20 protein-coding genes are annotated in these 22,811 nt (G+C 73.0%); 7 read left to right on the forward strand and 13 right to left on the reverse strand.

Annotation, left to right across the window (positions count from 1 at the left end; genetic code table 11):
- The first annotated feature begins 9 nt into the window (after positions 1-9).
- Together GON04_RS16545 and GON04_RS16550 are read left to right on the forward strand one after the other, a co-directional pair.
- Entirely contained in the window at positions 10-750 is a 741-nt protein-coding gene (locus GON04_RS16545; protein WP_181653615.1) for a siderophore-interacting protein, read from the forward strand.
- A 68-nt stretch (positions 751-818) separates the two neighbouring features.
- Complete coding sequence (locus GON04_RS16550) at positions 819-1,397, forward strand: DUF1439 domain-containing protein (protein WP_157399154.1); 579 nt, start codon at positions 819-821, stop codon at positions 1,395-1,397.
- On the opposite strand, the gene GON04_RS16555 is transcribed toward GON04_RS16550, so the two are convergent.
- From GON04_RS16555 to GON04_RS16585, 7 genes are all read right to left on the reverse strand, one after another.
- The gene (locus tag GON04_RS16555) at positions 1,394-1,945 is read right to left on the reverse strand and encodes a GAF domain-containing protein (protein ID WP_157399155.1); all 552 of its coding nucleotides are present in this window, start codon (positions 1,943-1,945) and stop codon (positions 1,394-1,396) included. The two genes, GON04_RS16550 and GON04_RS16555, sit on opposite strands and share 4 nt — an antisense overlap.
- 136 nt (positions 1,946-2,081) lie before the next feature.
- Entirely contained in the window at positions 2,082-3,530 is a 1,449-nt protein-coding gene (locus tag GON04_RS16560; protein ID WP_157399156.1) for an RNB domain-containing ribonuclease, read from the reverse strand.
- Positions 3,531-3,686: 156 nt separating this feature from the next.
- Positions 3,687-4,616 carry a dihydrodipicolinate synthase family protein gene (locus GON04_RS16565; protein ID WP_157399157.1) on the reverse strand — a complete coding sequence of 310 codons (930 nt, stop codon included), beginning with the start codon at positions 4,614-4,616 and terminating at the stop codon, positions 3,687-3,689.
- Positions 4,617-4,633: 17 nt separating this feature from the next.
- Positions 4,634-6,163, reverse strand: a complete 1,530-nt coding sequence (locus tag GON04_RS16570) for a UxaA family hydrolase (RefSeq protein WP_157399158.1) — start codon at positions 6,161-6,163, stop codon at positions 4,634-4,636.
- Positions 6,164-6,168: 5 nt separating this feature from the next.
- On the reverse strand, positions 6,169-7,365 hold the full coding sequence (locus GON04_RS16575; protein ID WP_157399159.1) for an L-rhamnonate dehydratase: 1,197 nt from the start codon (positions 7,363-7,365) through the stop codon (positions 6,169-6,171).
- Positions 7,362-8,417, reverse strand: a complete 1,056-nt coding sequence (locus GON04_RS16580; protein ID WP_157399160.1) for a 4-hydroxythreonine-4-phosphate dehydrogenase PdxA — start codon at positions 8,415-8,417, stop codon at positions 7,362-7,364. Before GON04_RS16580 ends, GON04_RS16575 begins: the two co-directional genes overlap by 4 nt.
- Positions 8,418-8,419: 2 nt before the next feature.
- On the reverse strand, positions 8,420-9,385 hold the full coding sequence (locus GON04_RS16585) for a Bug family tripartite tricarboxylate transporter substrate binding protein (protein WP_157399161.1): 966 nt from the start codon (positions 9,383-9,385) through the stop codon (positions 8,420-8,422).
- A gap of 96 nt (positions 9,386-9,481) precedes the next feature.
- On the opposite strand from GON04_RS16585, the gene GON04_RS16590 reads away from it, so the two are divergent.
- The 4 genes from GON04_RS16590 (at position 9,482) to GON04_RS16605 (ending at position 14,287) form a co-directional block, all read left to right on the forward strand.
- Positions 9,482-10,414 carry a LysR family transcriptional regulator gene (locus tag GON04_RS16590; protein WP_157399162.1) on the forward strand — a complete coding sequence of 311 codons (933 nt, stop codon included), beginning with the start codon at positions 9,482-9,484 and terminating at the stop codon, positions 10,412-10,414.
- 73 nt (positions 10,415-10,487) lie between these two features.
- A complete protein-coding gene (locus GON04_RS16595) occupies positions 10,488-11,879 on the forward strand; it encodes a S41 family peptidase (protein WP_157399163.1) in 1,392 nt (463 codons plus the stop codon).
- A 9-nt stretch (positions 11,880-11,888) separates the two neighbouring features.
- Positions 11,889-13,424 carry a glycine betaine ABC transporter substrate-binding protein gene (locus GON04_RS16600; RefSeq protein ID WP_157399164.1) on the forward strand — a complete coding sequence of 512 codons (1,536 nt, stop codon included), beginning with the start codon at positions 11,889-11,891 and terminating at the stop codon, positions 13,422-13,424.
- 74 nt (positions 13,425-13,498) lie between these two features.
- Entirely contained in the window at positions 13,499-14,287 is a 789-nt protein-coding gene (locus GON04_RS16605; protein ID WP_157399165.1) for a hypothetical protein, read from the forward strand.
- 238 nt (positions 14,288-14,525) lie between these two features.
- Here the strand turns inward: GON04_RS16605 and GON04_RS16610 are convergent, their stop codons facing one another.
- Positions 14,526-16,991, reverse strand: coding sequence for a hypothetical protein (locus tag GON04_RS16610; protein WP_157399166.1), 2,466 nt, complete (start codon positions 16,989-16,991; stop codon positions 14,526-14,528).
- Positions 16,992-17,257: 266 nt separating this feature from the next.
- Here GON04_RS16610 and GON04_RS16615 point away from each other — a divergent pair, with 266 nt between their 5' ends.
- Positions 17,258-18,844, forward strand: coding sequence for an MFS transporter (locus GON04_RS16615; protein WP_157399167.1), 1,587 nt, complete (start codon positions 17,258-17,260; stop codon positions 18,842-18,844).
- A gap of 26 nt (positions 18,845-18,870) precedes the next feature.
- On the opposite strand, the gene GON04_RS16620 is transcribed toward GON04_RS16615, so the two are convergent.
- From GON04_RS16620 to GON04_RS16640, 5 genes are all read right to left on the reverse strand, one after another.
- Positions 18,871-19,167 (reverse strand): hypothetical protein, encoded by a 297-nt coding sequence (locus tag GON04_RS16620; RefSeq protein ID WP_157399168.1) that lies wholly within the window; start codon positions 19,165-19,167, stop codon positions 18,871-18,873.
- Between the two features lie 82 nt (positions 19,168-19,249).
- A complete protein-coding gene (locus GON04_RS16625) occupies positions 19,250-19,933 on the reverse strand; it encodes a glutathione S-transferase family protein (protein ID WP_157399169.1) in 684 nt (227 codons plus the stop codon).
- Positions 19,934-19,994: 61 nt separating this feature from the next.
- Positions 19,995-21,041, reverse strand: a complete 1,047-nt coding sequence (locus GON04_RS16630; protein ID WP_157399170.1) for a ketopantoate reductase family protein — start codon at positions 21,039-21,041, stop codon at positions 19,995-19,997.
- 52 nt (positions 21,042-21,093) lie between these two features.
- A complete protein-coding gene (locus GON04_RS16635; protein ID WP_232533142.1) occupies positions 21,094-21,945 on the reverse strand; it encodes an IclR family transcriptional regulator in 852 nt (283 codons plus the stop codon).
- A complete protein-coding gene (locus GON04_RS16640; RefSeq protein WP_157399172.1) occupies positions 21,935-22,807 on the reverse strand; it encodes an amidohydrolase family protein in 873 nt (290 codons plus the stop codon). Before GON04_RS16640 ends, GON04_RS16635 begins: the two co-directional genes overlap by 11 nt.
- Between the last annotated feature and the right edge of the window lie 4 nt (positions 22,808-22,811).

Here is a 22,811-nt window from a genome sequence, read left to right on the forward strand (position 1 = left end):
TCATCCCGCATGGACATTCCTGCCACCACCCGCCGCGTCCAGCGCGTGCGACACGAACTGCGCCGGCGCGAGCTCGCGGTCGTGCGCGTCGAGCGGCCCAGCCCGCAGTTCGCCCGCGTGACCCTCGCCGGCGACGAACTCGCCGGCTTCGTCTCGGCCTCGTTCGACGACCATCTCAAGTTCATGCCCGGCGACGACGCCGGCGGCGAACCGATCCGGCGCGACTACACGCCGCGCCACTACGACGCCGCCGCCGGCGAACTGGCCATCGAGTTCGCGCTGCACGGCCACGGCGCGGCGTCGGACTGGGCGCGCCACGCGGCCGTGGGCCAGCGGGTGGTGATCGGCGGCCCGCGTGGCTCCTTCATCGTTCCGCTCGACTACGACTGGCACCTGCTGGCCGGCGACGCGACGGCGCTGCCCGCCATCCGCCGCCGGCTGGAGGAACTGCCGGCCGGCGCCCGCGCCATCGTGCTCGCCCAGCTGGACGCTGCCGACCGCCTGCCGTTCACGACCGCAGCCCGGCTCGACCTGCACTGGATCGACCCGGCGGCCGACCTGGCCGAGGCCCTGCGCGGCCTCGCGCTGCCGCCCGGCGACGGCTACGCCTGGGCGGCCGGCGAAGCGGCGGCCATGGCTCGGCTGCGCCGGGTGCTGGTGGACGAGAAGGGGCTGGCGAAGGAGGCGATGCGCGTGGCGGCGTACTGGAAGCGCGGCGCCAGCGGCCACCACGAGAACCTGGAGGACTGAGCAGTCCCGGGTCCGCGCCGGCGCACTTTGCAGCAGCGACACAGGGGCGCGGCAGAATGGACCGGACCATGGACCGTCGCCTGTTGCTCGCCGCCCTCGCCTGCCTGCCGGCCGCCCGCCTGCGCGCCCAGGACGAAGCCCAGCGGCCGCGGCTGAAGATCTCGGCCCGCCAGCTGCACGAGTCGCTGTCGGCCCGCTTTCCGGTGCGCATGGGCGTGCCCGGCCTGCTCGCACTGGAGGTGAGCGCGCCCAGCCTGCACCTGCTGCCGTCGCGCAACCGGCTCGGCGCCGGCCTGCAGCTACAGGCCACCGGCCGCCAGCTGCAGCCCATGCCGCCCGGCGAGCTGGACGTGGTGTTCGCGCTGCGCTACGAGCCGTCCGACCGCAGCATCCGCGCCTTCAACCCCGAAGTGCTGGACGTCGCCTGGCCGGGACTGCCGCCGGAGATCCTGCCGACCCTGCGCGGCATGCTGCCGGCCATGGCCCGCGAGGCTGTCGGCGAGGTCGTCCTGCACAAGTTCAGCGATCGCGACCTCGCCCTTGCCGACACCATGGGGGTCGAGCCGCGCGAGCTCACCGTGCTGGACGACGGGCTGCTGGTGGTGTTCGGGGACAAGCGGCCGCCGCGTCCGCCCGCCGAGCGCTAGCGCCAGGCCGGCTCGCCGGGTGCGGCCTCGCCGCGCTCCACGCCGGCCGCGATCGCATCGGCGATCGACTGCAGCGCCTCGCCATCTGCCTCCACGAGGTCGGGCCGGGTCTGGTGGCTGAAGCAGCAGAGGGTGCCGAACACCTCGCCCGAGGACAGCAGCACGCGGGCACTGAGATAGCTGCGGATGTCCAGGGCCCGCGTGATCGGCAGCGCGGCGGCGCGCGGAAAGTCGGCGACGTCGCGGATGACGGGCGGCAGCTCGCCGTCGACCACCAGCTTGCAATACGTGTCGACCAGGGCGTCGGACTGCCCGGCGGCGATCGGCTCCGGGCCGCTGGTGGCTGCGCTCACCACCTCGAAGCGCCGCCGGCCGGCGACGATCTGCGAGATGAAGGCAACGTCCATCCCCAGCGCCTGGCGGATGTCGTGCAGGAACTGGTGGATGGTCCCCAGCGCCGGTGCGGTCGCGTAGCTGGCCGTCGCGACGGCGATGTCATTGGCGATGCACAGCAGGTGGCCAACGTCGTGGTGGCGGGTCGAACTCATCGCTTGCACCTCCCGAGTGGGCAATCTAGGCCGCCTGCCGCGATCACGGCATAGGCATTTGGCCCGTTCGCGGGCCGGACCGGGACCCGGTCGCAGCGCCCCGGCCGGGCTGCCCGGGCGCGGCCGAGCAGCGACCTCAGGCGCGTTCGAAGTCGATGTGGCCCTGCGCCTCGTCCAGGGCCACCAGCCGCACCGCCAGTGCGTCGCCCACGTCGGCGCCCTCGGTGCCGCGCACCAGCCGGCCTTCGAGCAGCGGGCGGGCGATGCGCACGTAGGTGCCCCGCGGCGAGGCGCCGGTGACGATGGCGTCGAAGGTGTCGCCGATGCGGCCCTGTAGCAGCGCCGTCGCGGCCGCCTTGAGCACCTGGCGCTCGACGCGGTTGGCGTTGTCCTCCTGCGCCGTGCAATGGCGGGCGATCGCCTGCAACTCGTCCAGGGTGTAGGGACAGGGCGCGCCGGCGATCGCCGCCTTGATCAGGCGCTGCGTGACGAGGTCGGGATAGCGGCGGTTCGGCGCCGTCGAGTGCGCGTAGTTGCTCACGGCGAGCCCGAAGTGCCCGAGCTCCTCGCCATCCGGTGCCGCGGCCACGTAGACGCCCGGGCCCAGCATCTTGACGACGCGCAGCGACAGGTCGGCAAAGCCCTGCGGGTCGGCCTCGCGCCGCGCGCCGAGGAAGCGGTGCAGCGCCACGGCATCCGGCTCGGCAGGCAAGGTGGTGCCGTAGCCGGCCGCGAGCGCCTCGATGCGGTCCCAGCGGCGCGGCGACTCGAGAAAGCGGCGCAGCGAGGGAAATCGCCGGGCCGTGAGAAAGCGCGCCACCGCCGTGTTGGCCGCGATCATCAGGTCGGCGATCAGGTCCTTGGCCCGCACCCGCTCGTCGGCGCGCAGGTCCACCAGCCGGCCGTCCTGCATGACCGGCCGCGCCGAGATGGTGTCGACGTCGAGCGCACCGCGCTCGTGCCGCCAGCGCCGCAAGGCGCCGGCCACCGCATCGTGCAGGCGCAGCTGCTCCGCGAGGCCCGGCACGGCGGCCAGCTGGGGCAGCGCGGCCCCGCCGTCCAGCCATGCCGACACCGCGTCGTAGGCCAGCCTGGCGCGGTTGCGGACCAGGGCCCGCTCGAAGTGCGCGGTGCCCATGCTGCCGTCGGCCTGGACCTCCATGTCGACCACCACGGCCAGGCGCTCCTGCCCCTCGTGCAGCGAGGTCAGGCCGGTCGACAGCACCTCCGGCAGCATCGGGAACACGCCCGCCGCCGTGTAGACCGACGTCGTGTTCGCGGCCGCATGGCGATCGACCGGCCCATCGCGGGGCACCAGCGCATCGACGTCGGCCACCGCGACGCGCAGCCGCACCGCACCGCCGGCCAGCGGCTCGGCCACGCTCAGCTGGTCGAGGTCGCGCGTGTCGTCGTTGTCGATCGAGAACCAGCACAGGCCGCGCAGGTCCCGCACCGCCCCGCCCGCCCGCTGCGGCGTGGCGCCGGCCGCCTCGGCTGCTGCGAGCACCTCGGCAGGAAATTCGGGCAGGAGGCCGCGCGAGCGCATCGCCTCGACGGCGAGCGCGTGCAGGTGGGACGTTTCCATGCGGCGACTGTAGGGGGACGCGGCAGTTCGCGGGGGCGTCTCCGACATGCCGGTTCAGGTCGGGCCTGGTGCCGGAGAGGGGTGCCGGGTCGAGCCCGGCAGGACGCGGTCAGGAATCCGTCCGCCTTCGGCAACCCGTCAAGGCGGGCTCGACCCTCAACGGCCCCAGCGCAACACCATGGCATCCAGGCGCCGTGCCGTCTCGATGAGCAGCGAGCGGCTGGCCGGGTGCAGCGGCGGCCACGGATGGCGCGGCGCCTCGCAGGCGATCACGCCGCCTTCCTTCATCAGCGCCTTGGCCGCCAGGAAGCCGCACTGGCGGTTTTCCAGGTTGATCAGGGGCAGCCAGCGCTCGTAGGCGGCGATGGCCTCGTCGCGGCGGCCGGCCCGGTACGCCTTCAGGATGGGCTGGATGCCGTCGGGGAAGCCGCCGCCGGTCATGGCGCCGGTGGCGCCCGCTTCCAGATCGGGCAGCAGCGTGATCGCCTCCTCGCCGTCCCACGGGCCCTCGATGGCCTCGCCGCCCAGGCGGATCAGCTCGCGCAGCTTGGCGGCGGCGCCGGCCGTCTCGATCTTGAAGTAGGCGACGTGCTCGATCTCGCGCGCCATGCGGGCCAGGAAGTCGGCCGACAGCGGCGTGCCGGCGGCCGGCGCGTCCTGGACCATGATGGGGATGCCGACCGCGTCGGACAGGCGCTGGTAGAACTCGAAGACCTGCCGCTCGGGCACGCGGAAGGTGGCCCCGTGGTAGGGCGGCATCACCATCAGCATCGCCGCGCCCATCTCCTGGGCCTGGCGCGAGCGCGCGGCGCACACCGCGGTGCTGAAGTGCGTGGTCGTGACGATGACGGGCACGCGGCCGTTCACGTGCTCGAGGATGGTGCGGGTGAGCACCTCGCGTTCGGCGTCCGCCAGCAGGAACTGCTCGGAGAAGTTGGCCAGGATGGCCAGGCCGTCGGAGCCGGCCTCGATCATGAAGTCGACGCAGCGCTTCTGGCTGGCCAGGTCGAGCTCGCCGCTCTCGGTGAACGTGGTGGGCACCACCGGGAACAGGCCGCGGTAGCGGGGATTGGAAAGAGTGCTCATGGAAGGAATGATGCGCTTCAGGTGATGACGCTGGTCTGCCAGGGAACGAATTCCTGCTGGCCGTAGCCGTGCACTTCGCTGCGCGAACGCACGCCGGAGGCGGCCTGCAGCATGCGCAAGAAGAAGCGCTCGCCCAGCTCGTCGATGGTGGCGGTGCCGTCCAGGACCTCGCCGCAGTTGAAATCCATGTCGTCCGCCTGCCGCTGCCACAGGGCGGTGTTGGTGGCCAGCTTGAGCGACGGCGTGGGCGCGCAGCCATATGCCGAACCACGGCCGGTGGTGAAGCAGATCAAATTGGCGCCGCCCGCCACCTGGCCGGTGGCCGAGATCGGGTCGTAGCCGGGCGTGTCCATGAAGACCAGGCCGCGCGCCGTCACCGGCTGGGCGTACTCGTACACCTCCACCAGGTCGGTCGAGCCTGCCTTGGCGATGCCGCCCAGCGACTTCTCCAGCACGGTGGTGAGGCCGCCCGCCTTGTTGCCGGCCGACGGGTTGTTGTCGAGCGAGGCGCCGTTGCGGGCGCAGTGCTCTTCCCACCAGCGGATGCGTGCCAGCAGCTTGTGGCCGATGGCCGGCGTGCGGGCTCGCCGCGTCAGCAGGTGTTCGGCGCCGTAGATCTCGGGCGTCTCGGACAGGATGGCCGTGCCGCCGTGCGCCACCAGCCGGTCGACCGCGGCGCCCAGAACCGGGTTGGCCGAGATGCCGGAGTAGCCGTCGGAGCCACCGCACTGCAGGCCCACCACCAGGTGGCTGGCCGGCACGGGCACGCGCTGCACCGCATTGGCCTGCGTCAGCAACGCCTCGACCTGCTCGATGCCCAGCTGGATGGCGCGCGTGGTGCCGGCGCTCTCCTGGATGGTGAAGGTCCGCAGGTTGGGCGCGCCGGCCAGGCCCTGGGCGGCGACCAGATCCTGCACCTGGTTGGTCTCGCAACCCAGGCCGATGACCAGCACGCCGGCGAAGTTCGGATGGCAGGCATAGCCGCCCAGCGTGCGGCGCAGCAGGGCCAGGCCCTCGCCCTGCGAGTCGATGGCGCAGCCGGCGCCATGGGTGAGCGCGACGACGCCGTCGACGTTGGGGAAGCCCGCCAGCCGCTGCGGATGGATGTCGCGCCGGAAGTGGTCGGCGATGGCACGCGCCACCGTGGCCGAGCAGTTCACGGTGGTGAGGATGCCGATGTAGTTGCGCGTTGCGACGCGGCCGTCGGCGCGCACGATGCCGTCGAAGGTGGCCGGTGCGGCCGCCGGCGGCGTCGGCCGCGCGTCGACGCCGAACGCGTGGTCGCGTGCGAACTCCGCGATCGCCAGGTTGTGCGTGTGCACGTGCTGGCCCGGCAGGATGGTGCGCGTGGCCGCGCCGATCACCTGGCCATAGCGGCGCACCGGCGCGCCGGCCTCGACCCGCCGCACGGCGACCTTGTGCCCGGGCGGCACCAGGCCGGCCACGGAGACGCCTTCGATGCCGAGGCCGGCACCGGAGACCAGTTGTTCCAGGGCCACCACCACGTCGTCGTCGTGGTGCAGCCGGACGACGCGGGGGCCGGCCATGGTGGTCACTCGATGATGTTGAACTGCTGCAGGTAGTCGGTGCGCAGCGTCAGGCCCAGGCCCGGCTTGTCGTCGTCCAGCTGCAGGAAGCCGTCCTGCGCGACCGGCTCGCCCTCGAAGATGTAATAGAACAGCTCGTTGCCCACCTCGACGTCGAACATCGGGAAGTACTCGCTCATGGGGCAGTTCAGGCTGCTCATGGTGAGGTGGTAGTTGTGCATCTGGCCGGCATGCGGGATCACCGGCACGGAATAGGCTTCGCACAGCGCGTTGATCTTGTGCGCCATGGTGATGCCGCCGACCCGGTTGGTGTCGTACTGCACCACCGACACCGCCTTGCGGTCGAGCAGCTGCTTGAAGCCGTAGAGCGAGAACTCGTGCTCGCCGCCCGAGATCGGAATGCTGGTCAGCGCATTGAGTTCCGCGTAACCGTCGATGTCGTCGGCGACCACCGGCTCCTCGAGCCAGCGCGGCTGGAACTTCTCCAGCTTGGGCAGGATGCGCCTGGCGTACTCGACGTTCCATCCCATGTAGCACTCGAGCATGAGGTCGTTGTCGTAGCCGATCACCTCGCGCACGGCCTCCACCGACTTCAGGTTCTCCACCACGCCCTGCTGCAGGTGCTGGGGGCCGTAGCCGAAGCGCATCTTGAAGGCGCGGAAGCCCTGCTTCAGGTAGGTCTCGGCCTCCTTCTGCATCTCCTTCAGGTCGGTGCGATACAGCTTGCTGTAGTAGCAGGGGATCTTTTCCTTGGTGCGCCCGCCCAGCAGCTTGAACACCGGCTTGTCGACCGACTTGCCCAGGATGTCCCAGATGGCGATGTCGACGGCGGAGATCGCCGCCATGCCCACGCCCTTGCGGCCCCAGGCGTGGGTGGCGCGGTACATGCGCTGGTTCAGGTACTCGTAGTCCCAGGGGTCCTGGCCCACCACCAGCGGCGCCAGGTACTCGTCGATGATGGCCTTGGCGATCCGGGGCGCCAGCGCCACGTTGCCCAGGCCGACGATGCCGTCGTCGGTCTCCACTTCGACCACGGTCCACTGGTGGAACCGGAACGTGTTCATGGTGTCCTTGCCGGCGGCATGCTGGCTGGCCGGGTTCTTGTAGACCAGGTCCATCGCGTTGGAGCAGAAGTTGCCCTGCGGCGGGACGGTCTTGCCCTTCCATTCGAAGACGCGGGCGCGGACGGATTTGATTTTCATGCGAAGGCTTTCCGGGTGTCGTTGGTCGAGGAGTCGCGGTACGCGCGACCCATGCGGGCGGCGATGGCGAAGGCGTTGGCGGTCGCCGTGACGTCCGCCTTGCCCTTGCCGGCGATGTCGTAGGCGGTGCCGTGGGCCGGCGTGGTGATCGGGATCGGCAGGCCGCCCTGCACCGTCACGCCGCGCGAGAAGCCCATCAGCTTGATCGCGATCTGGCCCTGGTCGTGGTACATGGTCACGATGGCGTCGAGCGCGCCGTCGCGGGCCTTCAGGAAGATGGTGTCGGCGGAGAACGGCCCCACCACCGGGAAGCCCTGCGCGTTGAGCTCGCGCACGGCCGGCGCGATGACGTCGACCTCCTGCCGGCCGCACAGGCCGCCTTCGCCGTTGTGCGGGTTGAGGCCGGCGACCGCCACCCGCGGGCTCGCGAAGCCGTTGGCCTGCAGCGACCGCACCATCAGCTTGGCCGCCTCCATCACCCGCTCGCGGGTGATGTACTTGGGCACGTCCTCCAGCGGCACGTGCGAGGAGATGCGCGAGGTCCACAGGCCGTCCAGCGTGTTGAACTCGCAGAAGTAGCCGGTGACGCCCAGGAACTCGGCGAAATGGTGCAGCTCGTCCTCGTGGCGCAGGCCGCCCAGCTTCATGGCCTGCTTGTTCAGCGGCGCGAAGCAGATGGCGTCGATGTCGCGCGCCTGCGCCGCGCCCATGCACAGGTCCAGCACGCGCAGCACCGAGGCGCCGCCCGCGGCCCGCGACTCGGAGCGCACCACCGCGCCCGGCGCCACGGTGTCCACCGGCAGGAACGCCGCCACCGAGGTGTCGCCGCGGCCGCGCACGTCGGCCAGGCTGGCCACGCGCCGGGTGGGAATCTCCAGGCCGGCGACCTTCTGGCCGTCGACCCACAGCCAGGGGTCGCCCACCAGCACCACGTTGGCCTGCGCCAGCGTCTCGGGCCGTGCCAGCAAGCGGGCGATGAGTTCGGCGCCGATGCCGGCCGGGTCGCCCAGCGTGAGGGCCACCACGGGCTTGTCGTCGTTCGTTCGGGTCATGTTCATTCCATGCGGATGTCGCGGCGCTGGATCAGCTCGGCGTAGCGCTTGTTCTCGGCGTTGTGGAACGCCACGAACTGGGCCTGCGTCATCGGCGTGATCTCGGCGCCGATGGCGTCCAGGCGGGAGCGGGTCTCGGGCAGCAGGAGCAGCTTGGCCACTTCCTGCTGCACCCGGTCCTGCACCGCCCGCGGCGTGGCCGACGGCATGTAGATGCCGTACCAGGCGCCCATCTCGACACCCTTGACGCCGGCCTCGGCCAGGGTGGGCACGTCGGGCAGGCGCGGATTGCGCCGGGCGCTGGCGACGGCCAGGGCCTTGACCTTGCCGGACTGGATGTGCGGGAGCACGGAAGCCAGCGTGTCGAAGCTCATCTGCACCTGGCCGGACATCAGGTCCATCAGGGCCGGGCCGCTGCCCTTGTAGGGGATGTGGGTGATGAAGGTGCCGGTCGCTTCCTTGAACAGCTCGGCGGCGATGTGCTGGGTGCTGCCGGAGCCGCTGGAGGCGAAGTTCAGCTTGCCCGGCGCCTTCCTGGCCATCGCCACCAGCTCGGCGACGCTGTTCACGCCCAGGCTGTTGCTGACCACCAGCACGTTGGGCACCGAGCCGACGAAGGCCACGGGCACCAGGTCCTTGTTGTTGTCGTAGTTGAGCTTGAGCAGGTTGGGCGCGATGGCGTGGGCGGTCGACACGCCCATCACCATGGTGTGGCCGTCGGTCGACTTGGCCGTCACGTCGGCGGCCAGCGTGTTGGACGCGCCCGGGCGGTTGTCGACCACCACCGGCACCTTCAGCGCGGGGCCGAGCCGGTCGGCCACGGCACGCGCCATGGCGTCGGTGCCGCCGCCGGGAGCGGAGCCGACCAGGATCTTCACCGGCCGGGCCGGCCAGTCGGTGGTCTGGGCGGCGGCAGTGCCGGCGGCCAGGGCCGCGGCCGCACAGGCCAGCAGCAGTCGTCGTTGCATGGTTGTCTCCTTCGGGTACAGCAAGTGGCCCGGATGCTAGGGATGGGATCCATGCCCGTAAACTGAAAGAACTTCATCAAACGATAGCCACAGGTAATGGGATCCATCGACCGCCAGCACACCACGCCCCAGCTGATGAATCGCCTGCGCATGCGGCAGGTGGCGCTGCTGCTGGCGCTGGACGAGCTGGGCACGCTGAGCGCAGCCGCCGGCCAGCTGGGCCTGACCCAGCCGGCGGCCACCAAGATGCTCAACGAACTGGAGACCTCGCTCGGCCAGCGGCTGTTCGACCGCGTGGGGCGCGGCCTGCAGCGCAACGCGGCGGGCGCCCGAGTGACCGGCTTCTTCCGCAGCATCCGCGGCAGCATGGAAGCGCTCAACCAGGAGCTGGAGGCGCTGCGCCAGGGTGGCGCCGGCAAGCTGGCGATCGGCAGCATCATGGCCGCCTCGCCCGGCCGGCTCACCCGCGCCCTGCTGCAGCTCAAGGCCGAGTTCCCGATGCTCTCGATGGAGGTGGCGGTCGACACCAGCGACCGCCTGCTGGCCCAGCTGCGCGAGGGCGTGCTGGAGGTGGTGGTCGGCCGCCTGGCCAGCGTGCCGGGCGTGGCCTGCACCTTCACCCCCATCGCCGACGAGGCACTGGCGGTGGTGGCCGGCAACGACCACCCGCTCGCGCGCCGGCGCACGCTGGCCTTCGAGGCGCTGCTGGACTATCCCTGGATCCTGCAGCCGCAGGGCAGCCCGATGCGCGACCTGATCGAGCGCGAGTTCCGCCGCCACCACGTCGACCTGCCGCGCGGGCTGATCGAGACCGGCTCCATCCTCACCACGATCAACCTGGTGCGCGGCTCGCAGTTGCTGGGCGTGATCCCTCAGGCGGTGGCGGCCGGCCACGCCGAGCACGGCATGCTGCGCATGCTGCCCTACCGCTTCGGCCATGCGCTGGAGGCGTACGGCAGCCTGGTGCCGCGCGACCGGCCCCTGAGCGCGCCGGCGGCGCGGCTGGTGGAGCTTCTGCACGCGGACTGAGGGAGCGGGCGCGGGCTGCCCGGCGCGGCCGGCCGGTGCCATACTGGCCGCCCCGATGCTTCACGGAGCGGCGATGCGTCACCCCCGACCGACCCTTCGCACCTTCGCAGCCGCCTGGCTGCTGGCCATTGCCGGTGCCGCCGCGGCGGCGACACCCGCGGCCAGCGACGAGGAAGCGATCACCGCCCTGCAGGACGCCTACGCACGGGCCGTGGTGCCCGGCGAGCAGGCCGACCTGCACCGCGAGCTGCTGGCCACGGTGCTCCAGCGCATCAAGCGCAGCCATGCCACGGTGGTCGACCTGCCGGCCTTCGCCTCCGCCGCGGCGACGGTGGTCGAGGAACTGCCGGCCGGCACCGGCGACCCGGCGGACGTGTTCCGCAAGGCGATCAACACGGCCCTGCGCCCGCTCGATCCCTACGCCCGCTACATCGACCCGCGGGCGCTTGCCGGCGAGCGCGGCGAGGCCACCGGCAGCTTCGTCGGCGTCGGCATCGAGGTGCAGGCCAGCGAGGGCCTGGTGCAGATCGTGAATCCCATTCCCGGCGGCCCAGCGGCGCGCGCCGGCCTGCGGCCCGGCGACCTGATCGTGCGGGTGGACGACCAGCCGGTGCAGGGCGTTCCGCTGGCCGACGCGCTGGCGCGCATCCGCGGCGAGCCCGGCACGCCGATCGCCATCACCCTGCGGCGCGCCGGCCTGCCGGGCGACTTCACGGTCGCCCTCACCCGCGACACCATCCGCCGCGAACTGCTGCGCTGGTCGATGGAACAGGACGTCCTGGTGCTGCGCCTGTCCAGCTTCAGCGGCTCGGCCTCCGGGGCCGTGGCCCAGGCGGTCGCCGAGGCCAGCGCCAGCCGCACGCCGCGGGCCGTGGTGCTCGACCTGCGCGGCAACCCCGGCGGGCTGCTGCGCGAGGGCATCCGGGTCGCCGACGCCTTCCTGTCCCAGGGCGACATCGTGTCCCTGCGCGGCAGCGGGTCGGTGCTGCAGCGCACCTGGCAGGCCGATCCCGACGAGCTGCTGCCGGGCGTGCCCATGGTGGTGCTGGTCGACCGCCGCTCGGCCTCGGCCGCCGAACTCGTCGCCGATGCGCTGCAGTTCCACGGCCGCGCCACCGTGCTGGGCCAGCGCAGCTACGGCAAGGGCAGCGTCCAGTCCACCTACTCGCTCGGCGAGAACAAGGGCGGACTGAAGCTGACCACCTCGCTGTACCACGGGCCATCGGGCGAGACGGTGCAGCGGGCCGGCGTGGCGCCCGACATCGAGCTGCTGCCACCCGCCGGCGGCGCGGCGGCGCCGGTGCGTGACGACCTCGCCCCGGCGGTGCAGCCCGGCCGCACCCGGGCGCACGTGCCCACCAGCCGCTGCGCGCCGGCGCCGGCCAGCGACCCGGTGCTGGCCTGCGCGGTGGCCTACCTGCTGGCCGGCGGCGCGCCGGCGTTCGCGGCCGCCGGCACGGACTGACGGCGCCCCATGCGGCCCCGCCTGCTGTCCCTGCTGCCCGTGCTGCTGGCAACCTGGATGGCAGGCTGCGGCGCTGCGGCCGCGGCCGACCGCCTGGTGGTCGGCTCCAAGCGCTTCACCGAGAGCTACATCCTGGGCGAGATCGTCGCGCGCACCGCGCAGCAGGCCGGCGCCGAGGCCGTGCACCGCCAGGGACTGGGCAGCACGGCCGTCGTGCTGGAGGCGCTGAAGACCGGCTCGATCGACGTCTACCCGGAATACATCGGCACCATCGAGTCGGAAATCCTGAAGCTGCCGGCCGGCAGCAGCGACGAAGTGATCCGGCGCGAGCTCGGGAAGATGGGCCTGTCGTTCGGCGTGCCGTTGGGCTTCGCGAACAGCTACGCGCTGGCCACGACCGCCCAGCGCGCCCGCGAGCTGTCGCTGCGCACCATCGGCGACCTGCGCCGGCAGCCGGCGCTGCCGGTCGCGCTGTCGCAGGAATTCCTGGGCCGCGTCGACGGCTGGCCCGGCCTCGCCCAGCGCTACCGCCTGCCGCACCAGCCCACCGGCATCGACCACGGCGTGGCCTACGAGGCACTCGCCAGCGGCCGCATCGCCGTCACCGACATCTACACCACCGACGCCAAGATCGCCGAGCTGGGCCTGGCCGTGCTGCAGGACGACCAGCACTACTTCCCGCGCTACGACTCCGTGCTCCTGTACCGCAGCGACCTGCCGGCGCGCGCGCCCGCTGCCTGGAAGGCGGTGGCGGGCCTGGAGGGCCGGATCGACACCGCCCGCATGATCGCCCTGAACGGCGACGCGGAACTGCGCGGCCGCTCCTTCTCCGCCATCGCCGCCGACTTCGTCCAGGGCGCGGCCGCCGCGGCCACGCCCGCCGGCCGCGCCGGCCTGGGCGAGCGCCTGTTCGGGCCGGACCTGGGCCGCCTCACGCGCGAGCACATCGGCCTGGTGGCGATCTCGCTGGCCGTCGCCGTCGTCCTGGGCGTGCCGCTGGGCGCGGCCGCGGCGGCACGCCACGGCCTGGGCCACTGGATCTTCGGCGCCACCGGCCTGCTGCAGACCATCCCCTCGCTGGCCCTGCTGGCCGCCCTGATCCCGCTGCTGGGCAGGATCGGCACGGTGCCGGCCGTGATCGCCCTGTCGCTCTACGCGCTGCTGCCCATCGTGCGCAACACGGCCACCGGCCTGGACCAGGTGCCGGCCGGCCTGAAGCAGGCGGGCGTGGCGCTCGGCATGACGCCGGCACAGCGCTGGCGCAGCGTCGACCTCCCGCTGGCCCTGCCCGTGATCCTGGCCGGCGTGAAGACGGCCGCGGTGCTCACCGTGGGCACCGCCACCATCGCCGCCTTCATCGGCGCCGGCGGCTACGGCGAGCGCATCGCGCAGGGCCTGGCCCTGAACGACGGCGCGACCCTGCTCGCCGGCGCGATTCCCGCGGCCGCCCTGGCCCTGGTGACGCAGGCCGTGTTCGAGGTCCTGGAGCGCTGGACCGGCCGGCGGCGCTGGCGTGCCGAGCACGAGGACCCGCGCCGGGCCTGAGCGCAGCCGCGCCCGCGCGCCGCTGGCCAGTTGCCGCTAGAGTGCAGCCCCGCCCCACCCGCACCGCCGATCCCATGAACCGACTGCAAGCCGAGCTGCAACGCCTCTACGTCCTGCCCGACGAGCCGCCGGGCGCGGACGCCGGTCGCGTGCTCCTCGTCGGCAGCGACGGCCGGGTCCGCACGCTGGTGCTCCAGGCGGCCCTGCCGGCCGGCTGGCAGGCCCTGTCGGCGGCCTGGGCCGGCGTGCAGGCCGACCTCGAGCTGCCCCCGCCGGCGATCGCGGTCACCGGGGTCGACGCCTACCAGCTCTGGCTCTCGCTGGCCCAGCCCGTGCCGCTGGCCGACGCCCTGGCCTTCCTCGAGGGCCTGTGCGCGCGCTACCTCGGGCAGGTCCGGCCGGACCGTGTCGCGACCTTTCCCGCAGCCGACGCGGCGACGCAGCGCATGCCGCTGGTGCCCAGCCTGCAGGCGGACGCCGGGCGCTGGTCGGCGTTCGTCACGCCGGACCTGGCCGCGCTGTTCGCCGACGAGCCCTGGGTCGACCTGCCGCCCAGCGCCGATGCGCAGGCCAACGTGCTGGGCGGGCTGGGCTGCATCCGGACCGACGCCTTCGTCCGGGCGCTGGCGCAGCTGCGGAGCGCCGACGCCGCGACCTCGGAACCACAGGCGCACGCGGCAACGCGCACGCCGGCCGGCGCGGGCGGGGCCACGATCACCGAGACGGATCCCCGGCGCTTCCTGCTGGCGGTGATGAACGACGGCACGCTGGACCTGCGCCTGCGCATCGAGGCGGCGAAGGCCCTGCTCGCGGCGCCGTCCGGTCCGGACACCAGCGCCGGATCACGGCCTCCGCGCGGATGACGGCCGCACGGGCGGCGGCGTCGCCCGGCGATGGAGGATGCGGGCCGGGCGCGACTCCGGCGAACGATCGTTAGGCCGTCCTTATCCGGCCGGGCGCGCGCAGGCCCTGGAGCCCTGCGCTTGTTCGGGGCGACCGCGCCCTGGCTGGCTTCGGTGCGTGTCTGCTTTCCACGCCGCCGCATCCGGGACCGTTGTCGCCGCGGCGCTGCCCCGGACATGGCAGCCACCACGGGTCAGGTCAGGCGGGCGGCTTGCTCTCGGCTGATACCGCAGGCGCGGCTGGGGTCGCGGGCGTGGACTGGGTCGCAGATGGAGCCGGGGTCGCAGGCGCGGCCGCGGTCGGAGGCGTGGCCGAGGTCGCGGGTTGAACTGGTGCCACCGGCGTGGCCGCCGCTGGTGTCGCTGGTGTCGCTGGTGTCGCTGGTGTCGCTGGCGTTGCGGGCGTTGCGGGCGTCGCGGGCGTCGCGGGCGTCGCGGGCGTCGCGGGCGTCGCGGGCGTCGCGGCCGTCGCGGCGACCGCCGCACGTGCCGCAGGCGTGCTCGGTGCCGCAGGTGTGGCCGCTGCTGCAGGCGTGGCCGCTGCTGCAGGCGTGGCCGCTGCTGCAGGCGTGGCCGGGGTCGCGGAGGTGGCCGGTGCAGCGGTCGTGGCCGGGACCGCAGGAGTGGCTGCTGCCGCGGGCGCGGCCGGCGTAGCTGGCGGGAGCGCAGGCGCAGCCGAAGGCGTGGCTGCTGCCGCGGGCGTCGCCGGTGTTGCGAGCGTCGCCGGTGTTGCGGGCGTCGCAGCCTTGGCCTCGGCCGCAGCCTTTGCTTCTGCCGCTGCCTTTGCTTCTGCCGCAGCCTTCGCTTCCGCCGCAGCCTTGGCCTCTGCCGCGGCCTTCGCTTCCGCCGCAGCCTTCGCCTCTGCCGCGGCCTTCGCTTCCGCCGTTGCCTTGGCCTCTGCTGCTGCCTTGGCCTCTGCCGCAGCCTTTGCCTCGGCCGCGGCCTTCGCTTCTGCCGCGGCCTTCGCTTCCGCCGCAGCCTTCGCCTCTGCCGCGGCCTTCGCCTTGGCCGCAGCCTTCGCTTCCGCTGCAGCCTTGGCGTCTGCCGCAGCCTTCGCTTCCGCTGCAGCCTTGGCGTCTGCCGCAGCCTTCGCTTCCGCTGCGGCCTTGGCATCTGCTGCGGCCTTGGCATCTGCTGCGGCCTTGTCGTCCTTGCCCGACTTGCCTGCCTCCCGCGGCTTGTCGTTGGCCGGTGGCTTGCCGTGCGTCGGCGACTTGTCCTCGTCCGGCTTGCCGTCCGAAGGCTTGGTGTCCCTGGGGGGCTTGGCCGGTTCGGGCGGCTTGCTCACCACGGGAGGCTTGTCCTCCGCGGGTGGCTTGCCTTGCGAGGGCGGCTTGTCGTCGCCCGGTGGCCTGGATTCCACCGGCGGCTTCACCACGATGGGCGGCTTGGACTCGGTCGGCGGCCTGGCGCCACCGCCTGGGTAGCCACCGCCGCCCGGGTTGCCTGCGCTGCCGCCGGGGCCGGTGTTGCCTCCGGCGCCCGCGTTGCCGCCATTGCCGCCGTTCCCCCGATCGCCTCCATTCCCGCCGTTCCCGCCATGGCCGCGGTTGTCCTCGACCGGCGCATTGCCCGTCGGGCCGCTGAAGAAGGGCACGGCGACGGGGACGCCGTCGGTCGTGAGGAGGTAGTTGTAGACGGTGATGTCGCCGCTGCCGACGACGGGCTCGACGCCGAGCTCGGCGCTGACCATGTACTCGTTGCCCTGCACCCAGGGCGTGCCGCAGGCGTCCTTGCGCGTCGCCAGGTAGGCCATGATGGCGGAGATGTCGAGCGAACCGGTCTCGACCGGCAGGGCGTCCGGCAGCACGGTGATCAGTTTCCAGCCGGCCCTGCCGTAGGCGCCGTTCAGCCGGCCGAAGTTGTGACGGCTGCAGCCGTCCGCATCCTTGACGATGTACAGGTGGTAGAGCTTGCCCGCGATGGTCGCATCGTGGTCGTACCAGGCGGGGTTGCGGCCGCCGGGGACGGCGTGGGCGCCGTAGTTGCCCCAGTTGCTGAGCGGGATCATGACCTCGTGCGTGACCGACGAGTTCAGGAAGCCGAAGTCCTGCCGCGGGTCCGACTGCAGCCAGATGTCGAACGTGAGCTGGCCCTGCCCCGTGGGCACGGTGTTGTGCTCGAAGGCGAACTGGGCGCCCAGCGAGGGCAGCGGCAGCTGCAGCGGGAAGAAGTTGCCGGGCGTGAAGCCGCTGGGCGCCTGGCCCAGCGTGCTGCCGTCGGGCAGCTTGACCGGCACGCCGTCCACCAGGTTCGACATGCTGGCGTAGCCGGGCTTGCGGCCGTAGAGCGCCGCCGGGTAGCCCTTGACCTCGGTGTCGCCCTGGGGCCAGCTCCAGGCCATGCGGAAGGCGACGCCGCCGCTGGCGCTGGTGGAGGCGGCCACCCCCACGCCCTGGCGGAACTGGTCGGCCCGGATGCTGCCCTGGCCCCACCGGTTGTCGATCACCCAGTACGCGCGCGCGTCGCCGGTCTGCAGCCACTCGCCGGTGTGGGGCTCGGCCCGGATGGCGGGCGGCTGGGCCGCTGCCTGCGCCACTGCCTGGGCCGCTGCCGGGCCCGCGCCCGCTGCCAGGCAGCCCGCCACGGCCGCCGCGCGCGCCAGCGCTGCCGATGCGCGCCGGGCCCCGTGTGCGGTCTCGTCGATCGTGTGGGTCGGGTGCATCGTGGCTGCGTCGTGGAGCGGGCCAGTGTCCAGGCACGTGCGGCCCCCGGCCATCCCCAATTCCTGCAGCTCGGCGCGGCTCCGAAGCGGTGCACGCCGCATGCAATGCCCCGTGCCACGCGCCCTTGGCCGCGCGGCGGCCGTGGTGTCACCGATTGCGTGGAACGTAGCGGTTGGCAAGGTCGCTCGACCGAAAGGTCCGGCGGCGGCGCCGCACTCGCATGGGCATTCCTCCCACGCACCCATAATCCGGGGCGCATTCCTTGATGTCGTCCTCTTCCAACTCCATCTGGTCGCCCCTGCGGCTGCCGACGTTCCGGGGCCTGTGGGCCGGCAGCGCCGTCTACTTCACCGGCAACGCCATGCAGGTCATGGCGGCGTCCTGGCTCATGGTGGAACGGACGGGCTCGTCCTTCCTCGCGGCGCTGGTGCAGACCGCCGTCTTCCTGCCCATGTTCCTGCTCGCGCTGCCGGCAGGCGTGCTGGCCGACACCAGCGACCGGCGCACCCTCATCGTGCGGTCGCTCGGCGTGCAGGTGGGCGTGCTGGTGCTGCTGTCGCTGCTGGCCCTGCTCGGATGGGCGGGCCCGGCGGTCCTGCTGGCCTTCACCTTCGCCGCCGGCTGCTGCACGGCACTGCTGTCGCCGGCCTGGAACACCAGCGTCGCCGACACCGTGCCGCGCGCGGACATGCCGCAGGCCATCACGGCGATGTCGATCGCCTGGAACAGCGCGCGGGCGCTGGGGCCCTCGATCGCCGGCTTCATCTTCGCCGCCCTGGGGGCCGGCTGGGTGTTCGTGGTGGCCGTCCTCAGCGCCGTCGCCATGCTGCTGGTCGTGCGGCGCTGGCCGCCCGCCGCGCACGCCAAGTCACCGCTGCCGGCCGAGCGCCTGTGGAGCGGCACGCTGGCCGGGCTGCGCTATGCGCGCCACTCGCCCATCATCCTGGCGCAGCTGCTGCGCACCGTCGCCTACAGCGGCGCCGGCTCGGCGCTGTGGGCGCTGCTGCCGGCCATCGCGGCGCAGCACCTGCAACTGGGCGCGGCCGGCTTCGGCTTCCTCATGGGCTGCCTGGGGACCGGCGCGGTCGCCACCGGCCTGGTGCTGGGCAAGCTTCGCGCACGGCTGGGGCTGGAGCGGCTGGTGGCCATCGGCTGCCTGGTGTTCGCGGCGGTGATGCTGGTGTCGGCCTTCGTGCGCATCCCGACCGTGGTGTTCGTGGCGCTGGCGATCGGCGGCGCGGCCTGGATGGCGGTGATGGCGACCTTCAACACCGCGACCCAGTCCAGCGCGCCGCCCTGGGTGCGCTCGCGCGCAGTGGCGCTGCACACCGTCAGCGCGCTCGGCTCGTTCGCCATCGGCTCGGCGTTCTGGGGCGCGGTGTCCGGCGTGGCGGGCGTGCCGGCCGCCCTGAGCGTGGCGGCGCTGGCGATGACCGCCGGCATCTTCCTGGCCCGTGCCTTCCCGCTGCGCATGGGCGATGCGCAGGACGTGACGCCGGGGGTCGGGCTGTTCGAGGATGTGTTCGCCACCGAGCAGCCGCTGCCCGACGACGGCCCGGTGTCGGTCGAGGTGGGCTACCGCATCCGCGCCGGCGAAGCCGAGGAATTCCTGCAGGCGGTGAGCCGGCTGCGCGCCTCGCGCCGGCGCGACGGCGCCACCTTCTGGCGCGTGTACCGCGACCTGGCCGATCCCTCGCGCTACGTCGAACGCTTCATCGTGGCCTCCTGGGCCGACTACCTGCACCAGCGCGCGCGGGCGACGCTGGCCGACCAGGAGCTGGAAGCCGCGGTGCGCGAGTTCCTGCGCGACGGCGAGGCCGTGACGACGCAGCACTACATCGCGGAGCGCTGAGCGGCGCGGCGCGCCGGCCGGGCTGCCTAGGGCGTACCCAGGTGGCCGGCGATGGCGGCCAGGTGCTCGGGGCGCAGCTGCTGCGGCTTGACCTCGTCCTCGGCCGCCGTCTCGTCCTCGATGCCCTGCACGGCGGCACGCAGCTCCTCCTGGGTCGACCAGGTCATCACCTCGCCCTTGGGGCACAGGTGCCGCAGTGTGTGGTACCAGTAGTAGCCGTCCGCGCCGCCGAACAGCTTGTCGATGCCCGTCAGGTCGTTCGACCTGATGCGGTGCCGGGCCAGGATCTCGTCGAGCACGGCATGGGAGAGGGTGAACGTCATCGGTGCGGAAGCTAGTGCGGGCGCGGATTGTACGGCCCGCGGGGAAACGCCCCGCGGGCGTGCCCTGGCGCCGGGTCGCGCCCTACCCCGCCGACCCGCCCAGCAGTTCGTGCGGGGCCGACAGCGGCGACACGCCCTGGGCCAGGGCGGCGGCGTGTTGTGCCTGCAGCGCGCGGCCGAATGCCGGGCGTGCCTGCAAGCGCTGCCAGTAGGCCGCCACCGCCAGCGTGAAGCGGGGCGCCAGCCCCAGGTCCTGCGCCAGCAGCAGCGCATAGCCCACCGAGACGTCGGCGGCGGTGAAGCGGCCGGCGCACAGGTGGTCCTGGCCGGCCAGCAGCGGCTCCAGCGAGCGCAGGCGCCCCAGGAACCAGCGGGTGTAGTCCTCCACCACCGCGGGCTGGCGGCGCTCGGGCGGCTCGAGGAGGGAATAGCGCAGCACCAGCGTCTGCGGGAAGGTGAGCGTGGCCTCGCCGAAGTGCAGGTAGTTCAGGAAATCGGCGTAGCCCGGCTCGCCGGGCCCGACCTGCAGCGGCGTCGGCGCCGCCAGCGAGCACAGGTAGTGGCAGATGGCGGCCGATTCGGTCATGCGCGTGGACCCGTCTGCCAGCAAGGGGATGGTGCCCAGCGGGTTGAGCTCGAGAAAGGCGCGGGCCTTCACGCGCGGCGGGAACGGCAGCATCCGCAGCTCGTAGGGCAGGCCCAGCTCCTCCAGCATCCAGAGGGGCCGGAAGGAGCGCGCGCTGACGCAGTGGTGGAGCGTGATCAAGACAGGTCCCGGCAGTCGAGTCCGCAGTATCACCCGCCGGGGCGGGCCACGACGGGGCGCCTCAGTCGGCCACGTGCCGCAGCAGGTCGGGGCTGGGCGTCGCCTCGCCGCGCTCGATGCGCCGGATGGCGTCGACCAGGCGGTGGTGGAACCGCACGTCGACCCCCACCTCCTCGCCGCGCCGCGCGACCAGGCCGTTGATGGCGTCGATCTCGGTGCGCCGGCCCTTCAGGATGTCCTGGCCCATCGACGGCCGCTGGGCGTCGGTGCGCGACTGCGCCACCTCCAGAATCATGCGGGTGATGGCGTCGCGGGCCGCCGGCTCGTCGTCGGCGCGGGCCAGCAGGTCGAGGTCCAGCCCGCCGACCGGCTCCAGCGCCAGGCCCAGCGCCCGGCCGACGCGGATGCAGGAACTGCCCAGCCGGATGCTCAGGTCCAGCGACACCGGGTGGGTGTCGCGCTGCTTGCCGGTCATGCCGGTCAGGGCGCACAGGCCGTTGCGCATGGCATTGATGGTGAGCTTGGACCAGCGCTCGCCCCACAGGTTGGTGGTGACCTTGCAGGTGTCGCCGTGCGACAGCAGCCCGGCCAGCATCGTCGCGCGCGGCGTCACCTGGCCGTGCAGCTCGCCGATGCGCAGGCCCGCCTTCTTGTCGTCGCCCAGCGGCGAATTGCGCACGATGCGGCCCGGCTCGACGAGCTCGGCGGCCAGCGCGCTGACCGAGCAGCCCAGCGTGCGGCTCCAGCCGGCGATGGCGGCGATGGTTTCCTCGTTGATCCCGTTCTGCAGCGAGACGACGCAGCCGGTGGGCGCCAGGTAGGGCAGCACCAGCTGGGTCGCCCAGGCCGTGTCGTAGGCCTTGACGGCGATGAAGGCGGCGTCGAACGGCCGCTCGCGCACCAGCTGCGGCACGTCGGAAACGTGCAGGGCCCGCACCCGGGCCGACACGGTTCCCGCCATGCCGCTGACGACCAGGCCGCGCTCGCGCATGGCCTGCACGTTCTCGGGCCAGGGGTCGACGAGGGTGGTGTCGATGCCGGCGGCGCTCAGGTGCGCGCCCACGTAGCCGCCGACGGCGCCCGCGCCGACGATGCAGATCCTGGTCATTCGTTCGTGTCCTTCGTTGTGGATGGGACGCGGCCGCGGCGGGTGCCCGGCATCAGCGCGTCCACAGGTTCAATTGGCGGGCCTCGGCCGCCAGGGCCGCGGCCACGGTCGCCAGTTCGTCGCGGATGGCCGGCAGGCGCTCTTCGCCGAACTGCTGCGGCGAGCCGAGCAGGCACACCGACGCGAACGCCTGGCCATTGCCGCCGTGCACGGGCACGGCGAACGCATGCACGCCCGGCACCACGTCGCCCAGGTTGACGCCGAAGCCATGGCGGTCGGAGCGCTCGCGCATCCGCTGCAGCGCCGCCAGCCGGCTGGAGCCGCAGCGCGCGACCTCCTGCGTCACGTTGTCCAGCAGCACGGCATGGGCCTCGCCCGGCGCCAGCGTCTGCAGGATGGCCACGCCGCCGGCCGCAGTGAACAGCGGCCGGCGCGCGCCGGGAAAGAGCACCGATCCGGACAGCGGCTGGGTCTCGGCCCGCACGCTGCACACGTACTCGTTGCCGCTGCGCAGCAGCAGCACGCCGATGCCACCGGTGCGCCGGGCGAAGGCGGCCAGCGCGGTCTCGGCGCGGCGCTGGAAGTCCAGGTGGTCCGGCCGGGCCAGCCCGAGCTCGAACAGCAGCGGCCCGGGCAGGTAGTGGCGGTCGTCGGCACGTTGCTCGACCAGCCGCTCGTCGATCATGCAGGCCAGCATGCGGTGCACGGTCGCGCGGTCGAGGTTGCAGGCGGCCGAGAGGTCCGACAGCCGCCAGCCGAACTGCGGTCGCGCCGCCACCATGCGCAGCAGCTTGATCAGCCGCGACAGGCTGCGGGTGCCGGGCCGCTCGCTCGGCGCATCGGCGTGCTGCAGCAGGATGTCCGTCGGATCGGAGGCCATGGCCGGGTTCGCGTCAGAAGCCATACAGGCGCGCCGGGTTGTCCACCAGGATGCCGCGCAGCACCGCCGGATCGGGCGTCCACCGGGCCAGCTGGGCGAGCACGTGCCGCAGGTCCACCTCGTGCGGCGGGCACACGTCCTGCGGCGTCGGCCGCACGCCGGGCTGCGGATGCGGCCAGTCGCTGCCCCACAGCATGCGATCGGGATTGCGCTCGATGAACAGGCGGGTGAGGTCCGCGAGGTCGGCGTAGTCCGGCTCGCCCGAGCAGCGGTACGGCGCCGACAGCTTCACGTAGGCGCGCCCGGCCCCGACCAGCTCGAGCACCTCGGCCAGTCCTTCCTGGCGGCTTCCCAGGCCAGCCTGGGCGCCCGCGTAGTGGTCGAACACCAGCGGCACTGGCAGCGCACCCAGCACGTCGCTGCAGGCGCCCAGCAGCGGCAGGCTGGCGAACACCTGCACATGCCAGCCCAGCGGCGCGACGCGGGCGGCCGCCTCGCGCAGCCACGCCGTGGCACGCCGGGCATCGCGCTCGCCGTCGACCTCGAGGTTGACCCGCACGCCGCGCACGCCCGCCGCGTCGAAGGCGGCCAGCTGCTCGTCGGTGGTGGTGGCGTCGATGACGGCGACGGCGCGCGCACGGCCCGGGCCCAGCACGCGCAGCGCCTCCAGCGTGGCCGCGTTGTCGGCGCCGTAGACGCTGGGCTGCACGATCACGACCCGGTCGATGCCCAGGCCGTCGTGCAACCGCGCCAGGTCCTCGATCGGAGCCGGTGGCGGCGTGTAGCGCCGCGCGGCGGCGAACGGATAGGCGCCCTCGTCCAGGAAGACATGCGTGTGGCAGTCACACGCGCCCGGCGGGACGAGGCGGTCGGTGGCGACGGTCATCGGG

Source organism: Ramlibacter pinisoli, from assembly GCF_009758015.1.
Classification (GTDB): domain Bacteria; phylum Pseudomonadota; class Gammaproteobacteria; order Burkholderiales; family Burkholderiaceae_C; genus Ramlibacter; species Ramlibacter pinisoli.

What these genes read in the sequence shown, in the direction of transcription:
- GON04_RS16560 (WP_157399156.1), bottom strand. Translation starts at nt 3,530, where the DNA reads ATGGAAACGTCCCACCTGCACGCGCTCGCCGTCGAGGCGATGCGCTCG.
- GON04_RS16630 (WP_157399170.1), bottom strand. Translation starts at nt 21,041, where the DNA reads ATGACCAGGATCTGCATCGTCGGCGCGGGCGCCGTCGGCGGCTACGTG.
- GON04_RS16565 (WP_157399157.1), bottom strand. Translation starts at nt 4,616, where the DNA reads ATGAGCACTCTTTCCAATCCCCGCTACCGCGGCCTGTTCCCGGTGGTG.
- GON04_RS16595 (WP_157399163.1), top strand. Translation starts at nt 10,488, where the DNA reads ATGCGTCACCCCCGACCGACCCTTCGCACCTTCGCAGCCGCCTGGCTG.
- GON04_RS16580 (WP_157399160.1), bottom strand. Translation starts at nt 8,417, where the DNA reads ATGACCCGAACGAACGACGACAAGCCCGTGGTGGCCCTCACGCTGGGC.
- GON04_RS16615 (WP_157399167.1), top strand. Translation starts at nt 17,258, where the DNA reads ATGTCGTCCTCTTCCAACTCCATCTGGTCGCCCCTGCGGCTGCCGACG.
- GON04_RS16635 (WP_232533142.1), bottom strand. Translation starts at nt 21,945, where the DNA reads ATGGCTTCTGACGCGAACCCGGCCATGGCCTCCGATCCGACGGACATC.
- GON04_RS16590 (WP_157399162.1), top strand. Translation starts at nt 9,482, where the DNA reads ATGGGATCCATCGACCGCCAGCACACCACGCCCCAGCTGATGAATCGC.
- GON04_RS16545 (WP_181653615.1), top strand. Translation starts at nt 10, where the DNA reads ATGGACATTCCTGCCACCACCCGCCGCGTCCAGCGCGTGCGACACGAA.
- GON04_RS16610 (WP_157399166.1), bottom strand. Translation starts at nt 16,991, where the DNA reads ATGCACCCGACCCACACGATCGACGAGACCGCACACGGGGCCCGGCGC.
- GON04_RS16605 (WP_157399165.1), top strand. Translation starts at nt 13,499, where the DNA reads ATGAACCGACTGCAAGCCGAGCTGCAACGCCTCTACGTCCTGCCCGAC.
- GON04_RS16575 (WP_157399159.1), bottom strand. Translation starts at nt 7,365, where the DNA reads ATGAAAATCAAATCCGTCCGCGCCCGCGTCTTCGAATGGAAGGGCAAG.
- GON04_RS16570 (WP_157399158.1), bottom strand. Translation starts at nt 6,163, where the DNA reads ATGGCCGGCCCCCGCGTCGTCCGGCTGCACCACGACGACGACGTGGTG.
- GON04_RS16640 (WP_157399172.1), bottom strand. Translation starts at nt 22,807, where the DNA reads ATGACCGTCGCCACCGACCGCCTCGTCCCGCCGGGCGCGTGTGACTGC.
- GON04_RS16555 (WP_157399155.1), bottom strand. Translation starts at nt 1,945, where the DNA reads ATGAGTTCGACCCGCCACCACGACGTTGGCCACCTGCTGTGCATCGCC.
- GON04_RS16600 (WP_157399164.1), top strand. Translation starts at nt 11,889, where the DNA reads ATGCGGCCCCGCCTGCTGTCCCTGCTGCCCGTGCTGCTGGCAACCTGG.
- GON04_RS16585 (WP_157399161.1), bottom strand. Translation starts at nt 9,385, where the DNA reads ATGCAACGACGACTGCTGCTGGCCTGTGCGGCCGCGGCCCTGGCCGCC.
- GON04_RS16550 (WP_157399154.1), top strand. Translation starts at nt 819, where the DNA reads ATGGACCGTCGCCTGTTGCTCGCCGCCCTCGCCTGCCTGCCGGCCGCC.
- GON04_RS16620 (WP_157399168.1), bottom strand. Translation starts at nt 19,167, where the DNA reads ATGACGTTCACCCTCTCCCATGCCGTGCTCGACGAGATCCTGGCCCGG.